Origin of the sequence: Kitasatospora sp. NBC_01287 (assembly GCF_026340565.1) — a bacterium.
GTDB lineage: Bacteria > Actinomycetota > Actinomycetes > Streptomycetales > Streptomycetaceae > Kitasatospora.
The window spans coordinates 5,403,707-5,424,400 of sequence record NZ_JAPEPB010000001.1 but is presented as its reverse complement, the minus strand read 5'-3'; the positions used below and the strand labels follow the sequence as shown (position 1 = coordinate 5,424,400).

General features: G+C 74.8%; 10 protein-coding genes and 2 tRNA genes. 1 reads left to right on the top strand and 11 read right to left on the bottom strand.

Going from position 1 to position 20,694, the window contains the following annotated elements; translation table 11 throughout:
* Positions 1–9: 9 nt before the first annotated feature.
* From OG455_RS23405 to OG455_RS23360, 10 genes are all read right to left on the bottom strand, one after another.
* Complete coding sequence (locus tag OG455_RS23405; RefSeq protein WP_266296739.1) at positions 10–7,335, bottom strand: beta-ketoacyl synthase N-terminal-like domain-containing protein; 7,326 nt, start codon at positions 7,333–7,335, stop codon at positions 10–12.
* A 94-nt stretch (positions 7,336–7,429) separates the two neighbouring features.
* Entirely contained in the window at positions 7,430–10,975 is a 3,546-nt protein-coding gene (locus OG455_RS23400) for an SDR family NAD(P)-dependent oxidoreductase (RefSeq protein WP_266296737.1), read from the bottom strand.
* Positions 10,924–14,037 carry a beta-ketoacyl synthase N-terminal-like domain-containing protein gene (locus tag OG455_RS23395; protein WP_266296735.1) on the bottom strand — a complete coding sequence of 1,038 codons (3,114 nt, stop codon included), beginning with the start codon at positions 14,035–14,037 and terminating at the stop codon, positions 10,924–10,926. The genes OG455_RS23400 and OG455_RS23395 overlap by 52 nt, the downstream gene beginning before the upstream one ends.
* Before the next feature lie 91 nt (positions 14,038–14,128).
* Positions 14,129–15,004, bottom strand: a complete 876-nt coding sequence (locus OG455_RS23390; RefSeq protein WP_266296733.1) for a thioesterase domain-containing protein — start codon at positions 15,002–15,004, stop codon at positions 14,129–14,131.
* On the bottom strand, positions 14,988–15,269 hold the full coding sequence (locus tag OG455_RS23385) for an acyl carrier protein (protein ID WP_266296731.1): 282 nt from the start codon (positions 15,267–15,269) through the stop codon (positions 14,988–14,990). Before OG455_RS23385 ends, OG455_RS23390 begins: the two co-directional genes overlap by 17 nt.
* Before the next feature lie 728 nt (positions 15,270–15,997).
* The gene (locus OG455_RS23380; protein ID WP_266296729.1) at positions 15,998–16,420 is read right to left on the bottom strand and encodes a MaoC family dehydratase; all 423 of its coding nucleotides are present in this window, start codon (positions 16,418–16,420) and stop codon (positions 15,998–16,000) included.
* Positions 16,421–16,424: 4 nt separating this feature from the next.
* Positions 16,425–16,886: a MaoC family dehydratase N-terminal domain-containing protein gene (locus tag OG455_RS23375; protein ID WP_266296727.1), complete on the bottom strand. Its 462-nt coding sequence runs from the start codon at positions 16,884–16,886 to the stop codon at positions 16,425–16,427.
* Positions 16,887–16,996: 110 nt separating this feature from the next.
* Positions 16,997–17,161, bottom strand: a complete 165-nt coding sequence (gene rpmG / locus OG455_RS23370) for a 50S ribosomal protein L33 (protein WP_006604855.1) — start codon at positions 17,159–17,161, stop codon at positions 16,997–16,999.
* 83 nt (positions 17,162–17,244) lie between these two features.
* Positions 17,245–17,317 (bottom strand) — tRNA-Met (locus OG455_RS23365).
* 40 nt (positions 17,318–17,357) lie between these two features.
* Positions 17,358–17,430: transfer RNA gene (locus OG455_RS23360), tRNA-Thr, on the bottom strand.
* A gap of 232 nt (positions 17,431–17,662) precedes the next feature.
* Here OG455_RS23360 and OG455_RS23355 point away from each other — a divergent pair.
* Complete coding sequence (locus OG455_RS23355) at positions 17,663–19,012, top strand: hydrolase (protein WP_266296725.1); 1,350 nt, start codon at positions 17,663–17,665, stop codon at positions 19,010–19,012.
* A gap of 36 nt (positions 19,013–19,048) precedes the next feature.
* Here OG455_RS23355 and OG455_RS23350 read toward each other — a convergent pair whose 3' ends face one another.
* Positions 19,049–20,629, bottom strand: coding sequence for a hypothetical protein (locus tag OG455_RS23350; RefSeq protein ID WP_266296723.1), 1,581 nt, complete (start codon positions 20,627–20,629; stop codon positions 19,049–19,051).
* Positions 20,630–20,694 lie beyond the last annotated feature (65 nt).

Sequence of the window (20,694 nt, the reverse complement as noted above, 5' to 3'; positions counted from 1 at the left end):
GTGCGGGGGTCATTGGGCGCGGACCTCGATGGCCACGTCGGTCAGCTGGTAGATCCGCAGGCCCGGCTTCCACAGCTCGGCGTCCGCGATCAGCACGATCCGGTCGGCCTCGCGCCGGATCTCCTTGAGGTGCACGTCGAAGCGCAGCTCCCGGTCCTCGCGCAGGATCTGGCCCCGGTACTTCCAGCTCATCTCGATGTCGGTGGCGAGCGCGAAGCACGGGTCGGCCAGCCCCTCGGCCAGGCCCTGGTCCAGCGCGAAGAGGCGCAGCGCCTGGAGCACCGCCTCCACCCCGAGCGAGCCGGGCATCACCGGGTCGCGGTGGAAGTGGCAGTCGAAGTACCACTCGTCGGGGCGCACCGCACGGGTGCCGTGCAGGTAGCCCCGCCCGTACCGGCCGCCGTCCGCCACCAGGTCGACCCGGTCCACCAGATCGAAGTGGCCGCCCGGCAGCCGCAGGCCGGTGTCCTCGAACCGCGGCACGTCGTTGGGCAGTTCGATCCGCTTGGCGAGCGCCTCCGGGTGCTCCTCCAGCCAGGGGGCCACGTAGCGGCCCGCGTCCAGGCCGGCCTGGTTGGCGAGCGCGGCCTGGCTGAAGTAGCCGAAGAGCGACTCGCCGGTGTAGAACACCTCGCCGTCGGCGGAGAGTTCGTAGCGGAAGTTCTGCAGCACCGCGCCGGAGACCGCGCTGGTCATCAGCAGGGTGGAGCGGTGCCGGATGGTCCTGCCGCGCAGGTCCAGGTCCTTGACCAGGGTGGCCCGGCCGTCCAGGTTGCGGATCGCGTACTCGGTGTCCGGCTGCTTCAGGGTCGCGCCCAGGTAGTAGCCGAGCAGGATCGCGGCCTGCAGCGAGGTCTCCATGAGCACCGCGTTGGGCAGGTGCGGATGGGAGTTGTGGGTGTAGTACCAGGCGTCGGCCGGTGAGTCGTACTCGGTCACCATCTCGGCGCCGGGGGCCAGTTCGCCCCGGGTGCCGGTGAGCGACATGATCCGGTCCACGAACTGGAAGTCCCCGTTGGGGATGTAGGGCGCGCGGTGATCGCGGTAGACGTCGAACTCCGGGCCCATCGCGGTGCCCAGGTCGCCCTTGGCGGCGTGCGCCAGGTGCAGTTCGTTGATCATCGCGGGCTCGCCAGAGCGGTTGCGCCGGCCCAGGAAGGCCGGGACGCCGCCGGATTCGGGCCGGTACGGGGTGCCCTCCTTCTCCCGGATCTGGATGCCGAAGTCGCGCATCCGGATCACCGGCTTGTCGCCCAGGTAGACCAGCACGTCGGCGACGACCGAGGGGCGCGGCAGCAGGGTCAGCTCCCGCACCTCCAGCTCGTAGCGGATCTCGCGGTGCGCCGGGGTGATCTGCCCGCGCACCTGCACCTCGGTCTGCAGGCCGATGATGGTCTGGAACCGGGCGTCGGGCAGCACCAGGTGCATGCCCTGGTGCAGCAGGTAGGCCTGCAGCACCTGCACGGCGCCCTCGGCGACCAGCGAGCCGGCCAGCACCGGGTCGTCGGGGAAGTGGCACTCGAAGTACCAGGCGTCCGGGTCCAGCCGCTTGACCGCGCTGAGCGCGCCCAGGCCGCGCGGGCCGCCGGTGCGGTCGATGCTGATCTCGTCCACCATCCGCAGCCGGGCGTCCGGCAGCCGCAGCGCCGGGTTGAGGCCCTCGTCCTGGGCGTGCTCGGGGCCGAAGACGGCACCCGGGCGGCCCTGGGCGAGCAGTTCCAGGTCGGCGGTGGTGAGCAGGTTCTTCGTGGTGCGCGCCAGCGGCTTGAACCAGGTCCTGGTCAGCGCCGCGCGGGCGGCCTTCTCCTTCTCGGTGATCACCACGCCGAGCGGGGTGTCCAGCTCCGCCTGCGAGAAGAAGCCGGCCGAGGCGTCCTTCAGTTCGAGGATCAACTCGCCGTCGGCGTAGCAGAGGTAGCTGAAGAAGAAGAGCGTGGTGTCGCCCTGGGTGACGAAGCGGTTGATCGAGATGTCGTAGCGCAGCGTCTGGCCGGCCCTGGGCAGGTCGCCGTGGAAGACCAGGGTGCTGTCCAGCAGGCGGTAGACCCGCTCCCCCTTGTTCCGGAAGTCGATGCCCAGGTAGCTGATCAGCAGCAGGTCGCACTGCCCGGCCTCGATCGCCACCGCCGGCGGCACCCCGCCGTCCACGGTGTACCAGGCGTCCTCGGGCACGTCGTACTCGGTGCGGATGAACGAGGGCTGGTAGACCCCGGTCTCCGCCTCCAGCGCGGTGACCCTGGTGACGAAGTGGTACGGCGGCGCGGGCAGCCGCACCCGCTTGGCGTAGCCGTCGATCTCGGCGAAGCGCGGGCCGAAGACCTTGGCCAGCGAGCCGGTGGCGAACTCCAGCAGGTCCGCCTGGTCCCAGAGCACGCCCGGGGCCTGCGGCGCCGGGGTGAGCGCGAGCGGCTCGGCGGGGGCGGGCCGCAGCACGGCGGGGGGCGGGGCGGCGGCGGGCTCGGCGAGCAGGGACTCGGCGCGGGCCAGGGTGCTCTCCTGCAGCACCCGCTGGGTCTCCATCACCACGGAGTGGGTGCTCATCAGCTGCTCGCGCAGCTCCCGGACCAGGGCGGCTGCGGTGGTGGCGGCCGGGGCCTGGGGGCGCGCGGTCCGGCCCGCGACAGCCACCGCGGCGGGCGGGGCGGGGAGCTCGGCGGCGGGGACGGCTGCGGACCCGGCGACGGGCTCGGCTGCGGGCTCGGTCCAGGGCAGGAAGGCGATCGGCTCACCGTCGAAGGCGATCGCCTCCGGGTCGGCGACGGACGGGTCGGCAGGCATCGGGACGGGCTCCTCCAGCGGAAGACGGGCGGCCGGTCGGGGGGCGGGCAGCGGGGCGGGCAGCGGGACGGGCAGCGGGACGGACCGGCCCGTGGCCCCGGCCCCCACCAGGACGGGTTCAGCGGGCACGGCGACCCGCGCGCCCAGCACCGCGCGGGCGCCGGCCGCGACCCGCTCGGGGATCGAGGCGCCACCGCCCACCGGCACCAGCAGCCGGGCCGGGCGGCCAGCGGCAGTGGCAGCGGTCGCGGTCGCGGTCGCGGTCGCGAATACGGATGCGGATGCGGAGGGCACCGGCTCGCTGCCGAGCAGCGCGGCCAGGTCCACCGGCACCCCGTGCGCGACCAGCCTGGCCACCAGCTGGGCCACCGCGCGCACCGTCGGCACGCCCCGCCGGTCGGCGCAGACGGCGACGTGCGCCGCCTCGCCGAGGGTCTCGCGCACCCAGCGGGTGCAGGTGGCGCTCGGGCCGACCTCGATGAAGTAGCGGAAGCCCCGGTCGTAGGCGGTGCGCACCAGCTTCGGGAAGTCGATGGTGCTGCGCAGGGTGTGCGCGATCCGGTCGGCGAGCCGCGCCTGCTCGATCCGCGAGACCGGCGCGTAGTCGTAGGCGCTGAGTAGTTCCAGGCCGCCGGGCACGGTGCCCCCGGGGCCGGTCGGGTGGCTGTTCAGCTCGGCCAGGGCGGCCAGTTCGCCGTCCACGACCGGGCAGTGCATCACACCGCTGACCGGTGAGCGGGCCGCCGGGCAGCCCAACTCCTCGATCAGCGCCCGGCACTGCGCCGGGTCGCCGGCCACCACCAGCTCGCCCGGGGTGTTGACGTGGGTCAGGAAGACCCGGTCGTGGCGCGGCAGCGCCGCACGGACCGACCCGGCGTCGGTGAGCAGCACGAAGCTGCGCCAGACCGCCGCGTCGGGTGTGCCCGCCGGCAGGTCCCACAGCTCGCGCACGGTGCGGCGCGGCCCGTTCAGCCGGTCCTTGAAGAGCGGGGTGGCGCTGATCCGGTCGTCCCGGCGGGCGTCGCGCCGCCAGGCCCCGGTGGCGAAGAGCATGCTGGACTCGCCCAGGCTGTAGCCGAAGGCGCCGTGCACCCGCACCCCGAGGATCTCGCGCACCAGGTCGGTGTGCAGCATCGCGAAGGTGGTGCCGGTGGCCAGCATGAACGGCAGGTCCTCGGCCAGCTCCGCCTCCAGCGCCATCAACTCGCGCCGGCCGGGTGTCACCTGGCCGCGCGGGTGCAGCCGGGCGGTGCGGAAGGTCAGGTCCGGGGTGGCCGCCTCGGCCTCGAAGCGCTCCAGCAGCCCGGGGAAGGCCCGGAACAGGTCGCGCCCCAGGCCCGGGTAGGAGTTGACCGCGCCCGGGTAGACCAGCGCGACCTTGCCCTCGGGCCCGATCGGGCTGGCCGCGAAGAAGCTGCCCGCCGGGGTCGCCCAGTCCTCACCCTTGGCCAGCGCCTGCGGCAGGTCCCGCAGGGCGGGCTCCAGTTGGCCCAGCAGCTCGGCGTTGTCCCGGCCGACCAGCACCACCCGCGGGCCGTTCGGCACCAGGTGCCCGGCGGCCTGCCGGGCGAGCGCGAACGGGTCCGCGCCCTCGGCCAGCAGCGCGCGGTGGCGGTCCAGTTCGGCGAGCAGTCCGTCCGGGTCGGCCGCGCCGAGCGCCAGCAGCACCGGGCCGCCGGCCTGCTGCCAGCGGCTCTCTTCCAGCGCGCCGCTGGTCCGCTCGGCGGAGAGCACCAGGTGCCCGTGCGCGCCGCCGGCCCCCAGGAAGGAGACCGCCGCGTGCCGCCGCCCGTCCCGGTGCGCGCGCAGCCAGGGCCGCGAGCGCTCCGGCAGGTGGCCGCCGCCGCGGGCGAGCAGCTCGGCCAGCTCGGGCGCGGGCCGCTCCCAGCCGGGCACCCCGGGCAGGTAGCCGTGGTGCAGGCAGAAGACCGCCCGCAGCAGCCCGGCCATCGCGGCCGCGCCCTGGGTGTCGCCGAGCTGCGCCTTGGCGCTGCCGAGCGCGAACTCGGCGCCGCCGGCCGGGTAGACCCGGGCCAGCGCGGTCAGTTCGGCCCGGTCCTGGGCCTCGGTGCCGCCCGCGTGCGCCTCCAGGTAGCCGATCGCCGAGGCCGTGATCCCGGCCTCGGCCAGCGCCTCGGTGGCGGCCGAGGCCAGCGCGTCGGCGTCCGCCTCGGGCAGCACGCCGGCCACCGGCTCGGCGTGCCGCACGGCGACCGCGTCCAGCCGGGCGTAGGCGGGGCGGGCGCCCTCACCGGGGCGGGTGAGCAGCACCGCGCCCGCGCCCTCGCCGATCCGCCAGCCCCGGCTGCCCGCCCCGAAGCTCAACCCGGCCCCGTCCACCGGGGCGGTGGCCCGCAGCAGCAGGCTCTCCGGCGAGCCGGCCAGGTCGACGGCGCCGACCAGCACCGCCTCGACGCTCGGATCGAGCAGCAGCAGCCGGGCACTCTGCAGCGCTTGCGCGGTGCCGGCGCCCTCGGCGGAGAGGGTGAAGCTCGGGCCGGTGAAGTTCCACAGCGCGGAGATCCGGCTGGCCATGATGTTGCCGATGTAGCTGAGCACCTCGTTGGCGACGATCGGCTCGTGCACGCCGTCCCTGGCCAGTGCGACCAGCTTATCGAATTGACGCTCCGTCAGTTCGATCCCGGCGGCGGCCAGCCGCTCGCCCAACCGCTCGCCCAGGCCGTGCCGGGCCAGGTGCAGATGGGCACTCGGCTCGATCTCCATCGCGATCACCACCGCGACCCGGCGCGGCGCGGGGGCACTCTGCCCGGCGGCGGGCGCGCGGCTGAACCCGGCGTCCAGCAGCGCCTCGTCGGCGACCTCGGAGATCAGCGCGTGCTGCAGGTTGTAGTTGCGCAGGTCGGCGGGCGGGATCCGGTGGTCCACCGGGTCCAGGCCCACGGAGTCCACGAAGGCCCCCGCGGGCAACGTCCGCCGGCTCAGCCCGGCCCGCTCCAGCGCGCCGCCCGTGGTGGCCTCCAGGCCGCGCCAGCGCCGCTCGGGCAGCGGGCCGAAGGCGTCCAGGCCGTCGTGCACGGCGCGCTCGAACGCGGCCGCGGTGGTGAAGGAGCCGAAGTGCGCGCCCACGCCGACCACGTCGAGCGCGGAGAGCACCGGGTGCTCGGCCGCCGGTGCGTCGGTGCGCGGTGCGTCGGTGCGCGGTGCGTCGGTGCCCGGGGCGTCGGTGCCCGGGGCGTCGGTGCCCGGGGCCGGGTCCGGGCCCGGCGGCACCGCGTCGGCGTCGGCGCCCCGGTCCGTGAGCACCACATGGGCGTTGGTGCCACCGAAGCCGAAGGCGGAGACCGCCGCCCGGCGCCCGCCGGGCCCGGCCGGCCACGGGCGCGCGGCGCGCACCAGGGTGCCGGCCGACTCGATCGGCTCGGTGACCCCGATGGTCGGCGGCAGCTCGCCGTTGCGCATCGCCAGGATCACCTTGAGCATGCTGCTCACCCCGGCCACCGTGAGCAGGTGGCCGAGGTTGCCCTTGACAGAGCCCAGCGGCGGCAGTTCGCCGTGCGGGCCGAAGAAGGCGGCCACCGAGGCGGCCTCGGTGCTGTCACCGATCGGGGTGCCGGTGGCGTGGCACTCCAGGTAGTCGAGCTCACCCGGGGCGGTGTCCGCCTGGGCGTAGGCGAGTTCGTAGGCGCGCTGCTGGCCGGCGCCGCTGGGGACCAGCAGGTGGCGGCCCGCGCCGTCGTTGGTCAGCCCGATGCCGTCGATCACCGCGTGGATCACGTCGCCGTCGCGCCGGGCGTCCGCGAGGCGGCGCACCGCGAACATCCCGGCGCCCTGGCCGGTCAGGATGCCGGCCGAGCGGGCGTCGAAGGGCTGGCTGAAGCCGCTCTCGGGGTAGGCGTGCAGGTCGGAGAAGGAGAGGTGGATCAGGGTCGGGTCCGGGGCGCAGACGCCGCCGGCCAGCATCAGGTCGGCCTGCCCGGTGGCCAGGTGGTCGCAGGCCAGCTTGAGCGCGTAGAGCGCCGAGGAGCAGGCCGCGTCCAGCGCGTAGCGCGGGCCGCCGAGGCCGAGCGCGGCGGCGGTGATCCGGGCCGGGGCGCCGCTGACCCGGGCCTCGGCCGGGTCGGCCGGTGGCTGCCAGGGCGCCTGGGGCAGCTCGGCGCCCGCCCGGCGCAACCCCTCGTGCACCGCCTGGTCCACCAGCGGCACGCTGATCCGGGCCGAGGAGGGGGTCGGGAAGGAGTAGTTGCCGAGCACCAGGCCGGTGCGCCCGAGCAGCTCGGTGCGCTCGGCGTGCCCGCTGTCCCGCAGCGCCTCGCGCGCCACCTGCAGCGACCACTGGAAGACCGGGTCGAGCCCGGCCAGTTGCTCGGCCCGCAGCCGGTAGCCGCTCGGGTCGAAGGTGAAGTCGCGGACGAAGCCGCCCTTGGTGCAGTAGATCCGGTGCCGCGGGTCGGCGTCCCGGGGGTCGGTGGGGCCGAAGACCGACGGGCCGCCCTCGGTGCGGCTGTCGGTGCCGGAGCTAAGGTTCTGCCAGAAAGCCTCCGGGGTCGCGGCGCCCGGGAAGAGGCAGGAGAGGCCGACAATGGCGTACTTGCTCATGGGAGTTCTGTCCCTCCAGGGGTTCGGCCGGTCCCGGCCGACCGCTCCCGGCGAAGGCCGGAGCAGGTCGGACCGGGCCGGTCGAGTCGGGGCATCAGCTCGCGGCGGGCGCGAACTTGGCGGCCAGCTGCGGGGTGGAGACCAGGTTCACGCCGGTCAGCCGGGCCAGCACGCGCCCGTCCAGGGCCACGGCGGTGACTGTCAGGCTCGCCGAACTACCCTGGGGACGTGCCCCGTTGGTCTCCGACGGTTCGACCACCACGAGGAACGGGCCGCCGTCCGGCAGCGGCTGGTGGAACTCGGCCCTGGCCACCGAGAGCGGCAGGCTCGCGGTCCGCTCGAACCGGCGCATCCAGACCAGTCCCGCCTGCAGCAGCAGGTCGGCCGTGCCGGGCGCGTACAGCCGCCCGCCCCAGGCCCCGCCGGCCGGCCGGTGTTCGACCAGCTCGCACTCCAGCACCAGCCGGGACCGCTCCTCGGCCAGCACCCGGCGCACGCCCTGCAAGGAGGCGCCGTGGAAGAGGGTTCCGTCGCGGTAGAGGCCGCTCGCCTCCTGGCCGCCGCCCGCCGCGGGCAGACCTCCGAGCACCGGTCGGCCGAACTCGTCGGCCGGGTCGGCGCCGAGCACCACCGTGGCCGCGTAGTGCGGGCGCGGCGCGCCGTCAACTGCCTGCGAGCGGATCACCACCTCGGTGGTGGCCCCGTCGCCGGCCGGGGTGGCGGCCAGCTGCAGCCGGGCCGGCTCGGTGCCGTCCAGGACCACGCCCTTGTGGACCGCGAAGTCGCGCACCTGGCGGACCGTGCCGCCGCTGAGCCGCTCGACCGCGCCGATCGCCCAACCGAGCGCGAGCGCGGCCGGCAGCACCGGCACGCCGCCGATCCGGTGGTCGGTGACGATCGGCTCACCCGCGACCTCGGACAACTCCCGCTCCAGCACGGCGCCGTGCGCCACAGCGGCGCTCTCGCGGACGGAGAGCGGGGTGGTCGGCCCGAGCACGGTGACCACGTCGTGGCCGCGCTCGGGGTCGAACTGGCCGGTGAACAGCGCCGTGCCCCGCTCGGCCGGGATCAGCGTGATGCCGCGCTCCTGGAAGACCGCCTTGACCTGCGGCGAGACCATGCCGCTGTCCCAGGCGCCCCAGTTGAGCGCGCTCACCCTGGCCCGCGGGTGGCGGCGCTTGAGGGCGGCGGCCCAGGCGCTGAGCACCTCGTTGGCCATCGCGTAGTCCGACTGCCCCTGGTTGCCGAAGAATCCGGCGACCGAGGAGAAGAGCAGCAGGTGCCGCAGCCGCTCGGGCTCCAGGGCGGCCAGCACCGAGCGCAGGCCGGTGAGCTTGGCGGCGAAGACCCTCTCGATCTCGGCCGGCTCCTTCCGCGCGATCAGCTGGTCGGCGAGCACACCCGCGCCGTGCACCACGCCGGTGACCCGGTGCGCGTAGGGCGCGAGGGCCGCGGCGGTGGCGGCGGGGTCGGTGATGTCCACCGCGAGGTACTCGGCGGCGCTGCCCGCGGCGGCCAGCTCGGCCAGGGTGCCGCGCACCTCGCGCCCGCCGGTCACGGCCTGGAAGAGCTGCTCGACCCGCTTGGGGGTGGGCTTCTCGCCCACCGCCTTCAGGTGCTCGGCGGCGGCGGCCTTGAGCGCGGCCGGCTCGGTGTGCCCGGCGGCCCAGGCGGGCTCCGCGCCCGGCTCGGTGCGGCCGAGCAGCAGCAGGGCCGGGCGATGGGTGCCGGCCAGGTCGATCACGCAGCGGGCGGTGATGCCGCGCGCCCCGCCGGTGACCACCAGCAGGTCCGCCTCGGTGGGGGCGGGCACCGGCCCGTGCTCCTGGTGCGCGAGCGCCGCCGGCCGTTCGCCGAGGGTGAGGGCGAAGCGGCGGCCCGCCGCGTCGCGGGCCACCTGCGCGGGCACCTGGACGGCATCGCGCAGCTCCGCCAGCACCAGCGCGGCGGCCCGCTCGGCCGACAGCTCGGGGGCCAGGTCGACGGCACGGCAGAACAGCTCGGGCGCCTCGACCGCGAGCGTCTTGACCAGGCCGCCGTAGCCGCCGGCCGGGACCAGCTCCTCGTCCACCCCGGTCAGTCCGAAGGCGCCGTCCAGCCGGGTGACGGTGATGAAGCCGGCCCGTCCGGCGGCCGCGGCCCGGGTCAGCGGCTCGACCACGTGCTTGGCCAGCAGCAAGGTGTGCGCGAGCCGCCGCACGCCGTCGGCCCAGTCGCTGTCGGTCCGGGTACCGAAGGCGACCACCAGCGAGAGCGGCCCATCGGCGAACAAGGCTGCCCGCGCGGCGAGTTCGGCCGGGTCCCAGCCGGTGAGGGTGAACTCCTCGGCGCTCGCCACGGTGCGGGTGACGGACGGGAGGCGGAGCACCCGGACCCGCCAGTCGGCGGCCAGCAGACGCTCGGCGACCAGCGGGGTCAGCTCGCCACCGTCGTCGAGCAGCAGGGCGGTGGCGTGCGCCGGGTAGGCGGACACCAGGGTTTCGGGAGAAGGGAGTTCGGCGAGCACGGCGTGCGCGCGGCCGATCACCGCAGCGGAGCGGGCGGCGGGCCCGGGCGCCGGGGCGTCCGGGGCCGGGGCAGGCACGGCCGGGGCAGGCACGTCGGCAGCGTCGGGCGCTCCCACGGCACCGGCCATGAACTCCACGATCTGGCCCAACGTGCGCAACTCACCGAGCTGCTCAGGACCCACCGCGACCTCACTGGGGAACTGCTCCGAGAGCACCCCCAGGATCTCCACCCGCTTGATCGAATCAATGCCGAGATCCGCCTCGACATCCATCCCCAACTCCAACATCTCCACCGGATAGCCCGTCTTCCGCGCCACCACCGCCAACAGCGCGGCGGCAACGGCGGACGCGTCGACCTGCCCGGCGGCCGGGGCCGGAGCGGGCCCGTCGGCAGCGTCCGGCGCGCCCACGGCACCGGCCATGAACTCCACGATCTGGCCCAACGTGCGCAACTCACCGAGCTGCTCAGGACCCACCGCGACCTCACTGGGGAACTGCTCCGAGAGCACCCCCAGGATCTCCACCCGCTTGATCGAATCAATGCCGAGATCCGCCTCGACATCCATCCCCAACTCCAACATCTCCACCGGATAGCCCGTCTTCCGCGCCACCACCGCCAACAGCGCGGCGGCGACCTGGTCGGCCGTCACCCCGACCGACGCGGTGGGCGCCGCGGCGGGCGCCGGCACGGGTGCCGGGGCAGTGGCGGGCGCCGGGGCAGACGCAGCAGCGGCCGGCACGGCAGGCAGCGCGACCGGCAGCGCCGGAGCGGCCACCGGCGTCGGCCCGACAACCGGCACCACGGCCGGCCCCGCAACCGGCTGCGCAACCGGCTGCGCAACCGGCTGCGCGGGAGCGCTCCCCGACGCGAACTCCATCGCCGCCAGGTCCCGCAGGATCTCGTTGGCTCTCAGGTGCGTGCGCCCGATCGCCAGACCGTGCTCCTTCACCGCGGTCAGCCCGGGCAGCACCTCGTCCACCCGGCCCTGGTCGGCCGCGTCCTCCAGCAGTCCGGCCAGTCGCTGGGCACTGCGCAACTGTCCGTTGAGGTAGTCGTCGTGCAGCGCCAGGTGGTCGGCGATCAGGTCGGCCAGCCGGCCGTCGTCCTGGGGCTCGCGGGGCTGCTGGGCCACGGTCGGGTTCTCCTGCACATCGACGACGGGGACAGGGCGGCGGGGAGCGGAGCGGCGGGGACACCGGCCGGAGGCGCGGGAACCGGAGGCGCGGGAAGAGCGGCAGCAGCGGGAGCGGCAGGCGCGGGGACCGGCCCCGGCAGCTCGACCCGGTACCCGTGCTCCAGGGCCTGCCGGTAGGCGGCCTTGCGCGGCTCGGAGACGTGGTTGATGCCGTTGAGCAGCACCGTCATGCCCTTGGCCGGCAGCTCCGGCGCCACCGGGGCCACGTACCGGTCCTCGGTGCGCACCGGCAGGCCGAGCACCGCCAGTTGGGCCAGCGCGCGCTTCATCGCGAGGTCCGCGTCGCCGCCCGGCCCGGCGTCCAGCCGCACCGCGTGGTGCGGGCGCTCACCCAGGATCCGGCTGACCAGCTTGCTGAGCACGCCCTGCGGACCGAACTCGACGAAGGTGCGGTAGCCGGCCGCGTACATCTCCTCGACCCGGTCCGCGAAGTGCACCGGATTCACCAGCTGCTCGGCGAGCAGCGCGGCGTTCGCACCGGGGTCCGAACCATAGGCCCCGCCAGGCGTGTTGGCGTACACCGCACGCCGCGGCTCGCGTACCTCCACCCGCGCGACGGCCGCTCGGAAGGCCTCGACCGCGTGCGCCACGAACGGGGTGTGGAAGGCCGCCGAGACCGGCAGCCGGCTGATCCGCACACCCGCCGGAGCGGCGGCGAGCAGCCGCTCGATCGCCGCGCTCGCGCCGCCGACCACGACCTGGTCCGCCGCGTTGCGATTGCACACCGCCAACTCGGGGTGTGCGGTGAGCAGTTCGGCCACGGCCCGGTCGTCCGCGCTGACCGCGGCCATCGCGCCCGCGTCGAAGCCCGGTTCGGTGGGTGGCGCCATCGCCGCGCCACGGGCCCTGGCGAGCGCGAAGAACGCCTCGTCACTCAATGCGCCGGCCGCCCAGAGCGCGGTCAACTCGCCAAAGCTGTGGCCCAGATGGCCATCGGGCCGGAAGCCGAGCTCGCTCAGGTAGCGGAACTGGCCGACCGCCAGCGCGCCGATCGCGGGCTGCGCGTACTCGGTGCGCCGCAGCGCCTCCTCCTGCGCGGCGCGACCGGCGGCGTCGAAGGCCGGCGGCGGGAAGGCCACCCGGCTCAGCAGCTCGGCGGCGCCCTCGAAGTGCCGGTTGGCCTCGTCGAAGGCGGCCCGCAGCGGCGGCAGCGCGAGCACCGCCTGCCGCCCCGGGTTCACGTACTGGCTGCCCTGGCCGGCGAAGAGCGCGCCGATGAGGCCGGCCTCGGCGGCCCGGCGGCGGTACCAGACACCCTTGGGGTGCGCCCACTGCTCGGCCCGCGGCGCGGCGCGCAGCTCCCGCACCGCCAGCGCGCGCAGCTCGGCGAGCTCCTCGGCACCGCGCGCGGCCAGCGCCACCCGGGCGTTCCCGGCGGGCACCGGCCCCGGCTGCGCCGGCGCGTCGGCCTCCACCAACTCGGCCAGCCGCTCGGCGTCCGCCGCGTGCCACACCCGGGTCCGCGCGACCGGGAAGAGCACCCGCAGGTCGTCCCCGCTGCCGTACTCCTCCAGCACGAAGTGGAAGTTGGTGCCGCCGAAGCCGAAGGAGGAGATGGCGGCCCGGCGCTTGTCCCGCGCGGGGTCCTTGAGCCAGGGCCGGGTCTCGGTGTTGACGTAGAACGGGCCGTTCTCGAAGTCGATGGCCGGATTGGGCTCGGTCACGTTGATGGTCGGCGGCAGCAGCCGGTGGTGCAGGGCCAGCGCCAGCTTGATCATCCCGGCCGCGCCGGCGGCCGCCTTGGTGTGCCCGAACTGCGACTTCACGCTGCCGACCGCCGCGTACCGGCGCTCCTCGGTGCTCTCGGCGACCACGGCGGCCAGCGCGGAGAGCTCGGTGGCATCCCCGACCGCGGTGCCGGTGCCGTGCGCCTCGAAGAGCTCGACGCTCGCGGGCGAGAGCTCCGCGTCCTCGTAGGCCCGGCGCAGCGCGACCATCTGGCCTTCCTTGCGCGGGGCGTAGATCGACTTGAACCGCCCGTCGCTGGACGAGCCCAGGCCCCGGATCACGGCGTAGATCTCGTTGCCGTCGCGCTCCGCGTCGGCGAGCCGGCGCAGGGCCAGCATCCCGATGCCCTCACCGATCAGCGTGCCGTCCGCGTCCTTGTCGAACGGGCGGATCCGGCCGACCTTGGAGAAGGCCGGGGTCTTGCTGAAGCAGAGGTACATGAAGATGGTGTTCTCGGCGTCGCAGCCGCCGGCCAGCATGGTGTCGGCCCGGTGCTCCAGCAGTTCGCTGATCGCCGCCTTGGTGGCGGCCAGCGATGAGGCGCAGGCGGCGTCGATGGTCATGTTGGTGCCGCCGAGGTCGAGCCGGTTGGCGATCCGCCCGGCCACCACGTTGCCGAGCATGCCGGGGAAGGAGTTCTCCTCCCAGGGGGCGAAGGCCAGCTTGAACTTCTCGGCGATCTCCTCGGCATCCCGCTCGCTCAGCCCGCAGCTGCGCACCACCTCCTTGAGCACCGGGGTCTGCAGACGCGCGGAGAGCGGCTGGGTCAGCTGGTTGGCGCCGGTGACGCCGAGCACCACGCCGGTGCGCTCCGGGTCGTACCAGGCACCCTCGGCCCCGGCGTCCTTGAGCACGTCGCGGGCGACCACCAGGCTGAGCAGCTGCAGGACGTCGGTGACCTCCAGGGTGTTCGGCGGCAGGCCGAACTCCATCGGGTTGAACGCGACGGGCGGGATGAAGCCGCCACGCTTGGCGTAGGTCTTGTCGGGCGCGGCCGGGTCGGGGTCGTAGTGCTCGGCGACGTCCCAGTGGGTGCTCTGGACGTCCTCGATGCAGTCGGCCGCGGCCACCACATTGCCCCAGAACTCGCGCAGGTCACGGGACTTGGGGTAGAGCGCGGAGAGGCCGACGATGGCGACGGGGTTCCTGGCGAGCCGGCGGTCGAACTCGTCGGCCGAGACGGACGAGACGGGCGGGGCAGGCGAGACGGGCGGGACAGGTCGCGCGGGCTCAACGGACTGGGCGGGATCAACGGGCTGCGAATCGTTCACGGCAGGGGCTCTCTTGTGATCGACGGGCCGGGGGTTTCGACCCAGGGCAGGGAGCGGGGCGGGCGGCGCCGGGACTGCGGGGCGGCCTGCCTCAGCGGTGGCCGGCCGGCCGCAGGAGACGGGCGAGCAGCGCCGCCGCGTCCGGCCGGGTGAGCATCGTGTAATGGTCGCCCGGCACCTGATGGATCGTCAGGCCGGCGCCGGCGAGCTGGTCCCAGCCGAGCGTGCGATCGCCCGGCAGCAGGCTCCGCTCGGCGGTGACCAGCGCCAATGGGATCGAGGAGGGCGGCGGGCGGTGGCCCGCGGTCAGCCGGTTGTTGCGCAACAGGCCGTCCACATAGGTGTCGTAGAGCTTGCGCAGTCCGGCCGGCGGAGTGTCGGGGAGCAGCGCCCCGGAGGCCACCGCCGCGTCCAGCACCAGCAGCAGGCCCTGCTCGGTGTCGCAGCCGGCCGGCCGATCGGCCGGCAGCGCCACCGGGCGGCCCCGCTTGGCACCCAGGTACATCGCGAACCAGCCCAACAGCAGGGAGGGTTGGAGCGCTTCGTCGGGCTGCTGGTAGGCCGCGACGGGCGCGATGCTGTCCAGCAGGACCAACGCGGCGGGGCGGTCGGCGACCGCCTGGCGCTCGACCATGGCCTGGGCCACCACGCCGCCGAAGGACCAGCCGGCCAGCGTGTACGGGGGTGCCTCGCCCGCGGCCGGCAACTCGGCCAGCAGCCGGTCGGCCAGCTCGTCGATGCTGGTCTCGGCCCGGCCGCCGGTGAGCGCGGCCTCCCAGTACCGCGGCAGGCCGGCCAGGTCGAGCACGGTCAGGCCGTCGCCCTCGGGCAGCGCCGCCGCCAGCGTGCGGTGCACGGTGGCGGGCAGCGCCCCGGGGTGCACCAGGTGGACGGTGCCGTGCCCTGGGGCCGCCTCGCGCAACCGGTGCACGGCCGCCGGGCCGCCGCCCTCACGCCGAGGCCGCATGCCGTCCCTCGGTGCGCGCGGCGGACTCCTCGGCGATGTGGGCGGCCAGGTCCTTGACCGTGGGGTGGTACCAGAGGGCGGTGGTGCCCAGCTCGAAGCCGAGCCAGCTCTCCAGCTCACCGGCCAGGATCAGGGCCTCGGTGGAGTCCAGGTCCAGCTCGTCGAAGTACTGCTCGGGGGAGACCTCGCTCTGCGGCACGCCGAGGCGGTGGGCGATCTTCTCGACCAGCCACTGCTGGGCCTGGGCCGCGGACACTACGGACACGGGGTGGTCCTTTCCCGATCACCGGCCGCTCTTTCGCCGGCGTGATCTGACGGGGGAAGTGGGTTCTGACGGGGGAAGCGGGGTGAGGAACGGAGGGCAGCCGCGGCGGCGTAGCGCGACGGGTGCCGGCCGCCCGGCAGCGGGCGCGGTCGACCAGGGAGCGACGAGGATCCGATGGGCCGTCCGAACACGGACGGTCAGCGCCAGGGCACGCCGGTGCCCGGCGACCGGTCGGCCGGAAGGGATGCGGAGGGCAGGGTGGCCGCCCGCGCTCGGCCGGCCAGGAGACGGTGCCCGGCTCCCGCCCGGTCGGCCTGACCGGCCGGGATGTCCCGGACTCCGTGCTTCCGGTGCAGGACCGTACGCGGCGGCCACGGAGCACGCAACCAACTGCCGATCAACGGGCCGCGCCGGCAGGGCCGTTCGTCCGACCGCGGCCGGTGACCCTCAGCAAGCTGACACTCTGTCACCAGTACGATGCCACGTCAGGCGCCGTGTTCCGTGCCCCATCGAATCCCGGCCCGCCCCGGACCACGCCGGGGGCATATTCAGTACAGCGTTCAACTGTGTAGCGGAACATCCGCCGGCCGCCCTGCCGGACGGCCTGCCGGGAACCCGCCGGTTGAACCCGATGCCCGCCCGCCTGACGCCCGAGCCCCGAGCCCCGCCCGGGAACGCGAAAGGCGCCGCCCCCGGAATCCTCCGGGAACGGCGCCGCCGAGCCTCGCTCAGGCCAGCTGGACCACCGCGCGGGACATCCCGAGCACCTTCTGGCCGGCGCTGGTGACCAGCAGGTCCACCCGCACCCGGCGGTCCTCCAGCAGCTTGGCCACCGTGCCGGTGACCTCGATCACAGCGCCCTCGTCGTCGTTGGGCACCACCACGGGCTTGGTGAACCGCACGCCGTACTCCACCACCGAGCCGGGATCGCCGGTCCAGTCGGTGACCACCCGGACCGCCTCGGCCATGGTGAACATGCCGTGCGCGATGACGTCGGGCAGGCCGACCTCGCGGGCGAACTTCTCGTTCCAGTGGATCGGGTTGAAGTCGCCCGAGGCACCCGCGTAGCGCACCAGTGTGGCGCGGGTCACCGGAAATGAGCGGCCGGGCAGTTCGGTCCCGACCTCGACCTCGTCGAAGCTGACAGCCATCGTGCTACTCCCCCGCCGCTTCGTCGGCCGCCCGGGCGACCAGGGTCATGATGGACGTCACCACGTGCTCGCCGTCCTCGGCCGCGATCTCGCCCCGGACGGTGAGCACGTCGTTGCCCGCCAGCGACCTGATGTTGTCGATGGTGATGGCCACCCGCACCCGGTCGCCGGCCCGCAGCGGGCGGGTGTAGGCGAACTTCTGGTCCCCGTGCACCACCCGGCCGAAGTCCAGCCCGAGCTCCGGGTCGGCCACCACCTGGGCGGCGGCCGCGTAGCTCAGGGCGAACGGGAAGGTCGGCGGCGCGATCACGTCCGGGTACCCGAGCGCCTGGGCCGCCGCCGGGTCGGTGTAGACCGGGTTGGCGTCACCGACCGCGACGGCGAACTCCCGGATCTTCTCCCGGCCCACCTCATAGGGATCGGTGGGCGGGTAGGACCGCCCGATGAAGGAGGCGTCGAGCGCCATGGGACTCTCCTCGAGTGAACGGATGCGGAAACGACTTCAGGCCGCACCCCCGAGGGGGTACGGCCTGAAGTCGACGACCTGAAAGCCAGGCCCGGCGACGCCCTACGGGGTCAGCGGGTCTCGCGGTGCGCGGTGTGCGAGTTGCAGCGGGGGCAGTGCTTCTTCATCTCAAGACGGTCCGGGTCGTTACGCCGGTTCTTCTTGGTGATGTAGTTCCGCTCCTTGCACTCCACGCAGGCCAGCGTGATCTTCGGGCGGACATCGGTGGCAGCCACGGGAGTGCCTTCCTTGGACAATGGGTGATGACACGACAAGAGTAGCCGATCGGGAGTGCGATCTCCCGACCGACTACGCGGGGTAGCGGTGACCGGACTTGAACCGGTGACACAGCGATTATGAGCCGCTTGCTCTACCAACTGAGCTACACCGCTTTGGTGATCAGGATCCGACGAGCGGAGTCCCGTTCACCAGAGCCCCCATGCGGAATCGAACCGCAGACCTTCTCCTTACCATGGAGACGCTCTACCGACTGAGCTATAGGGGCGAACCGGTTGAACGAGGAAGAGATTACACGGTTCGGGGCCAGAGGCGAAATCCGTATCCGGGGCACAAGATCGCAGGTCGGCGGCCCGCACGGGCTGGCGACCCGGGGTCTGGCGTTCGACCGCGGCCCCGGTCCGACACCTGCGGCCCGCGCCGCGAGCCTCCCCGCTCGGCGCCCGCCCTGACCATAGGCTCGACCGCCAATGATCTTCCGGACCAGGAGGAGCCGACCGATGAGCCCGGAGAGCGCGCCCCCCGACGGTCCGCACCCAGGCCCGCCCGGCTCCGGCCCCTCGGGGGGCGCGGTCTCCGGTGGCGGCGGCGGCAATCCGCTCGGGCACGGCCCGGTGCTGCTGCTGAGCGGTGCCCGGCTGGCCGACGGCCGAGTGGTCGACGTGCGGATCAGCGGCGACCGGATCCAGGCCGTCGGCACCGCCGGCAGCCTGGGCCCGCTGCCGCAGTCGGCACTGCCCTCGGGCGCGGCGATCGGCTCCGAGCCGGCCGTGACGGCGGGCGCCCGGATCGACCTGACCGGATACCTGCTGCTGCCCGCTCCCGTCGAACCGCACGCCCACCACGACACCGCCTTCACCGCCGCCGCGCCGGGCCCGGCCGCCGGGCCCGCCGGCCCGGCGCCGGAGAACACGGGCGAGCTGGTCCGCCGGGTCACCGAGGCCGCGCTCACCTCGCTCGGCTACGGCGCCACCGCCCAGCGCACCCACGTGCGGATCGGCGACGCGCACGGGCTGCGCCGGCTGGAGGCGGTGCTCACCGCCCGTCAGGCGCTGCGCGGGCTGGCCGAGCTGCAGGCGGTGGCGGTGCCCCGGCTGCTCACCGGGACGGCCGGGGCGGACGGCCGGGCCGCGCTGCGCGAGGCGCTGCGGATGGGCGCGGACGTGGTGGGCGGCTGCCCCGAACTGGACCCCGACCCGGACGGCTACGTGCGGGCCGTGGTGGCAGCGGCGACGGAGTTCGACTGCCCCGTCGACCTCCACCTGCGCGGTGCCGACCCGGCCCGCCTGGCCCGGCTCGGCACGCTGCTGGCGCCGCTGCGCCCGCGGGTCGCGGTGGGCCCGTGCGACCGGCTGCCGGAGGGCGGCGGCGCGGTGCTGCGAGCCGCCGGGCTGCGGGTGTGCTGCCTGCCGCAGAACGGCTCCTGCTGCGCGACCGACGGGCCGCCGACCGGCCTGGGCCCCGCGGCGGTACGCGAACTGACCATCCATCAGATTCCGCTCGCGGCCGGCAGCGGAGCGCTGCGGGACGCGGCCAACCCGGTCGGCCGGGCCGACCCGCTGGAGGCCGCCTACCTGCTGGCGGCCGGCGGCATGCTGGGCGCGACCGCCGCCTACGAGGCGGTCAGCGGGCAGGCCAGGCTGCTGCTGGGGCTGGCACCGGTGCGGGTGGACGCCGGCTTCCCGGCCGAGCTGCTCGCGGTGCGCGGCGACAGCCTGACGGGCGCGCTCTCCGGCGGCCACAGCCGCCTGGTGGTGCACGCCGGACGGGTGGTCTCCCGCACCAGCGCGGTACGGGAGTTCGCCGACACCGTGGCACTCGCCCTGCCCCGGCAGAGCGGCCACCACTGACGCGGCCCCGGGCCCGGGCCGCCGCCCGCGCCGCCGTCAGCGGTACTCGCGCAGCCGCGGGCGGACCGCCAGCAGCGTCAGCGCCAACGCGCCCGCCAGCAGCAGGCCGCAGGCCACGACCGCGCCGGTGCCCAGGGCGGCGTCGCTGTCCGCGATCGAGGAGTCGAAGGCCTGCTGGTTGATCGCCACCACCCGGTCGAAGGCGTCGCTCAGCTTGCTGAAGTCACCGTCCGACTGGCCGGCCGCCGTGCCGGTGTCGAAGGCGATGGCGTCGCCGAGCCTGCCCTGCTGGGCGAGCGTGCGGATGGTCCGGTCGTCCTGCTGGTAGGTCCGGAAGTCGGCCAGCACCTGGTCGGCGGCCTGCTGCTCGCCGGGGAAGGTGATGTTGCGCTCCTCGTCGCCCAGGTAGCCGCCGAAGTCCACCTTGGCCGCCGAGGCCTGGTGGTCGGCGATCGCCGTGTCGAGGGCGGCGTCGTAGCTCGCGAGCGTGCTGCCGTCCAGCTTGACGACCTGCCGGCTCTTGTCGAGGAAGGCCTGCTGGTAGCTGTCGGCCCGGCTCGGGTCGCTCAGCCAGCGGCTCTCGTCGGCGTTGCTGTCGTAGGCCACCGCCTTGGCCCGGCTCAGCGCCAGCACCGAGTCATAGGCATCGACGGTGGCGGTGTGCAGCCGGTCCCGGGTGTCGGAGGCCAGCGAGAGCCCGTACCCCAGGCCGATCACCGCCAGCAGCGCGGCCGCGACCAGCGGCGGGCTGATCGTCCTGCGGTAGCGGACCGCCAGGGTGCGCTGCAGCGCGGCCAGCGCGCCCAGCGCCAGCAGGCCGGTGAGCAGCAGCCACCACCAGCCGGAGCCGAGGTCGGAGCGCTGCGCGCCGTAGGCGGCGGCCACCTTGGCGGCGTTGGCGTCGGCCACCTGGTCGGCGTCCGGCAGCAGCTGACTGCGCAGCAGGTCGGTGGCCTGCTGGTAGGAGGCCAGCGCGTCGGCGGGCGGCTTGCCCGGCAGCGCCTTGGCGGTGGACTCCTGCAGGTCGGAGCGGGCCACCAGGGCCTCGTACCGGCCGAGCGCGTCCAGCTCGTCCTGGACCGCCTTGCGCCCGGCGCCGTCCCCGGCGAGCGCCTCGGTGGCCGCCTCCAGGTCGCCGTCGGCCTGGGCGCGGCGCTGGTCGTAGGCGTCGTGGACGACCGAGCGCTTGGCGTAGTCGGCCTCGTCGGCGCCGACCAGCAGCAGGTTCGCGGCCTGGGCGTCCAGGTCGCCGAGCGCGAAGTAGAGGTCGGAGGCCCGCTCGGCCTGCGGCGCGGCGCGGTGGCCGATCACGTCCACGCTCGCCCGGGCGCCGCTGAGCACCGTCCAGGCCACCCCGGCGAAGAGCAGGACGGCGGCCAGCGCGGCCGCCGTCAGCGCGCGGACCCGGCGCGGGGTGGTCCAGTAGGCCCGGGTGAGCAACCGGGCGAGACCGGTCGGTGCCGACCGGGCGGGTGAGGTGCGCGCGGTCGGCGCCGCGGTGCCCGAGGAGGCCGCGGCACGGTGCGTGCGCGGCCCGGGGGGATCGGCGGCTGCCGGGCCGGTCCGTTCGGACGAGCCCTTCCCCGGTGCGACCGGCGGTCTCACTCCCGTTGCCATGGCCGTGCGTCCCCTCCCCGTCAGCCGGGCGCGCCGGGGTGCCCGGCCCGCTCCGACTCCTGTCC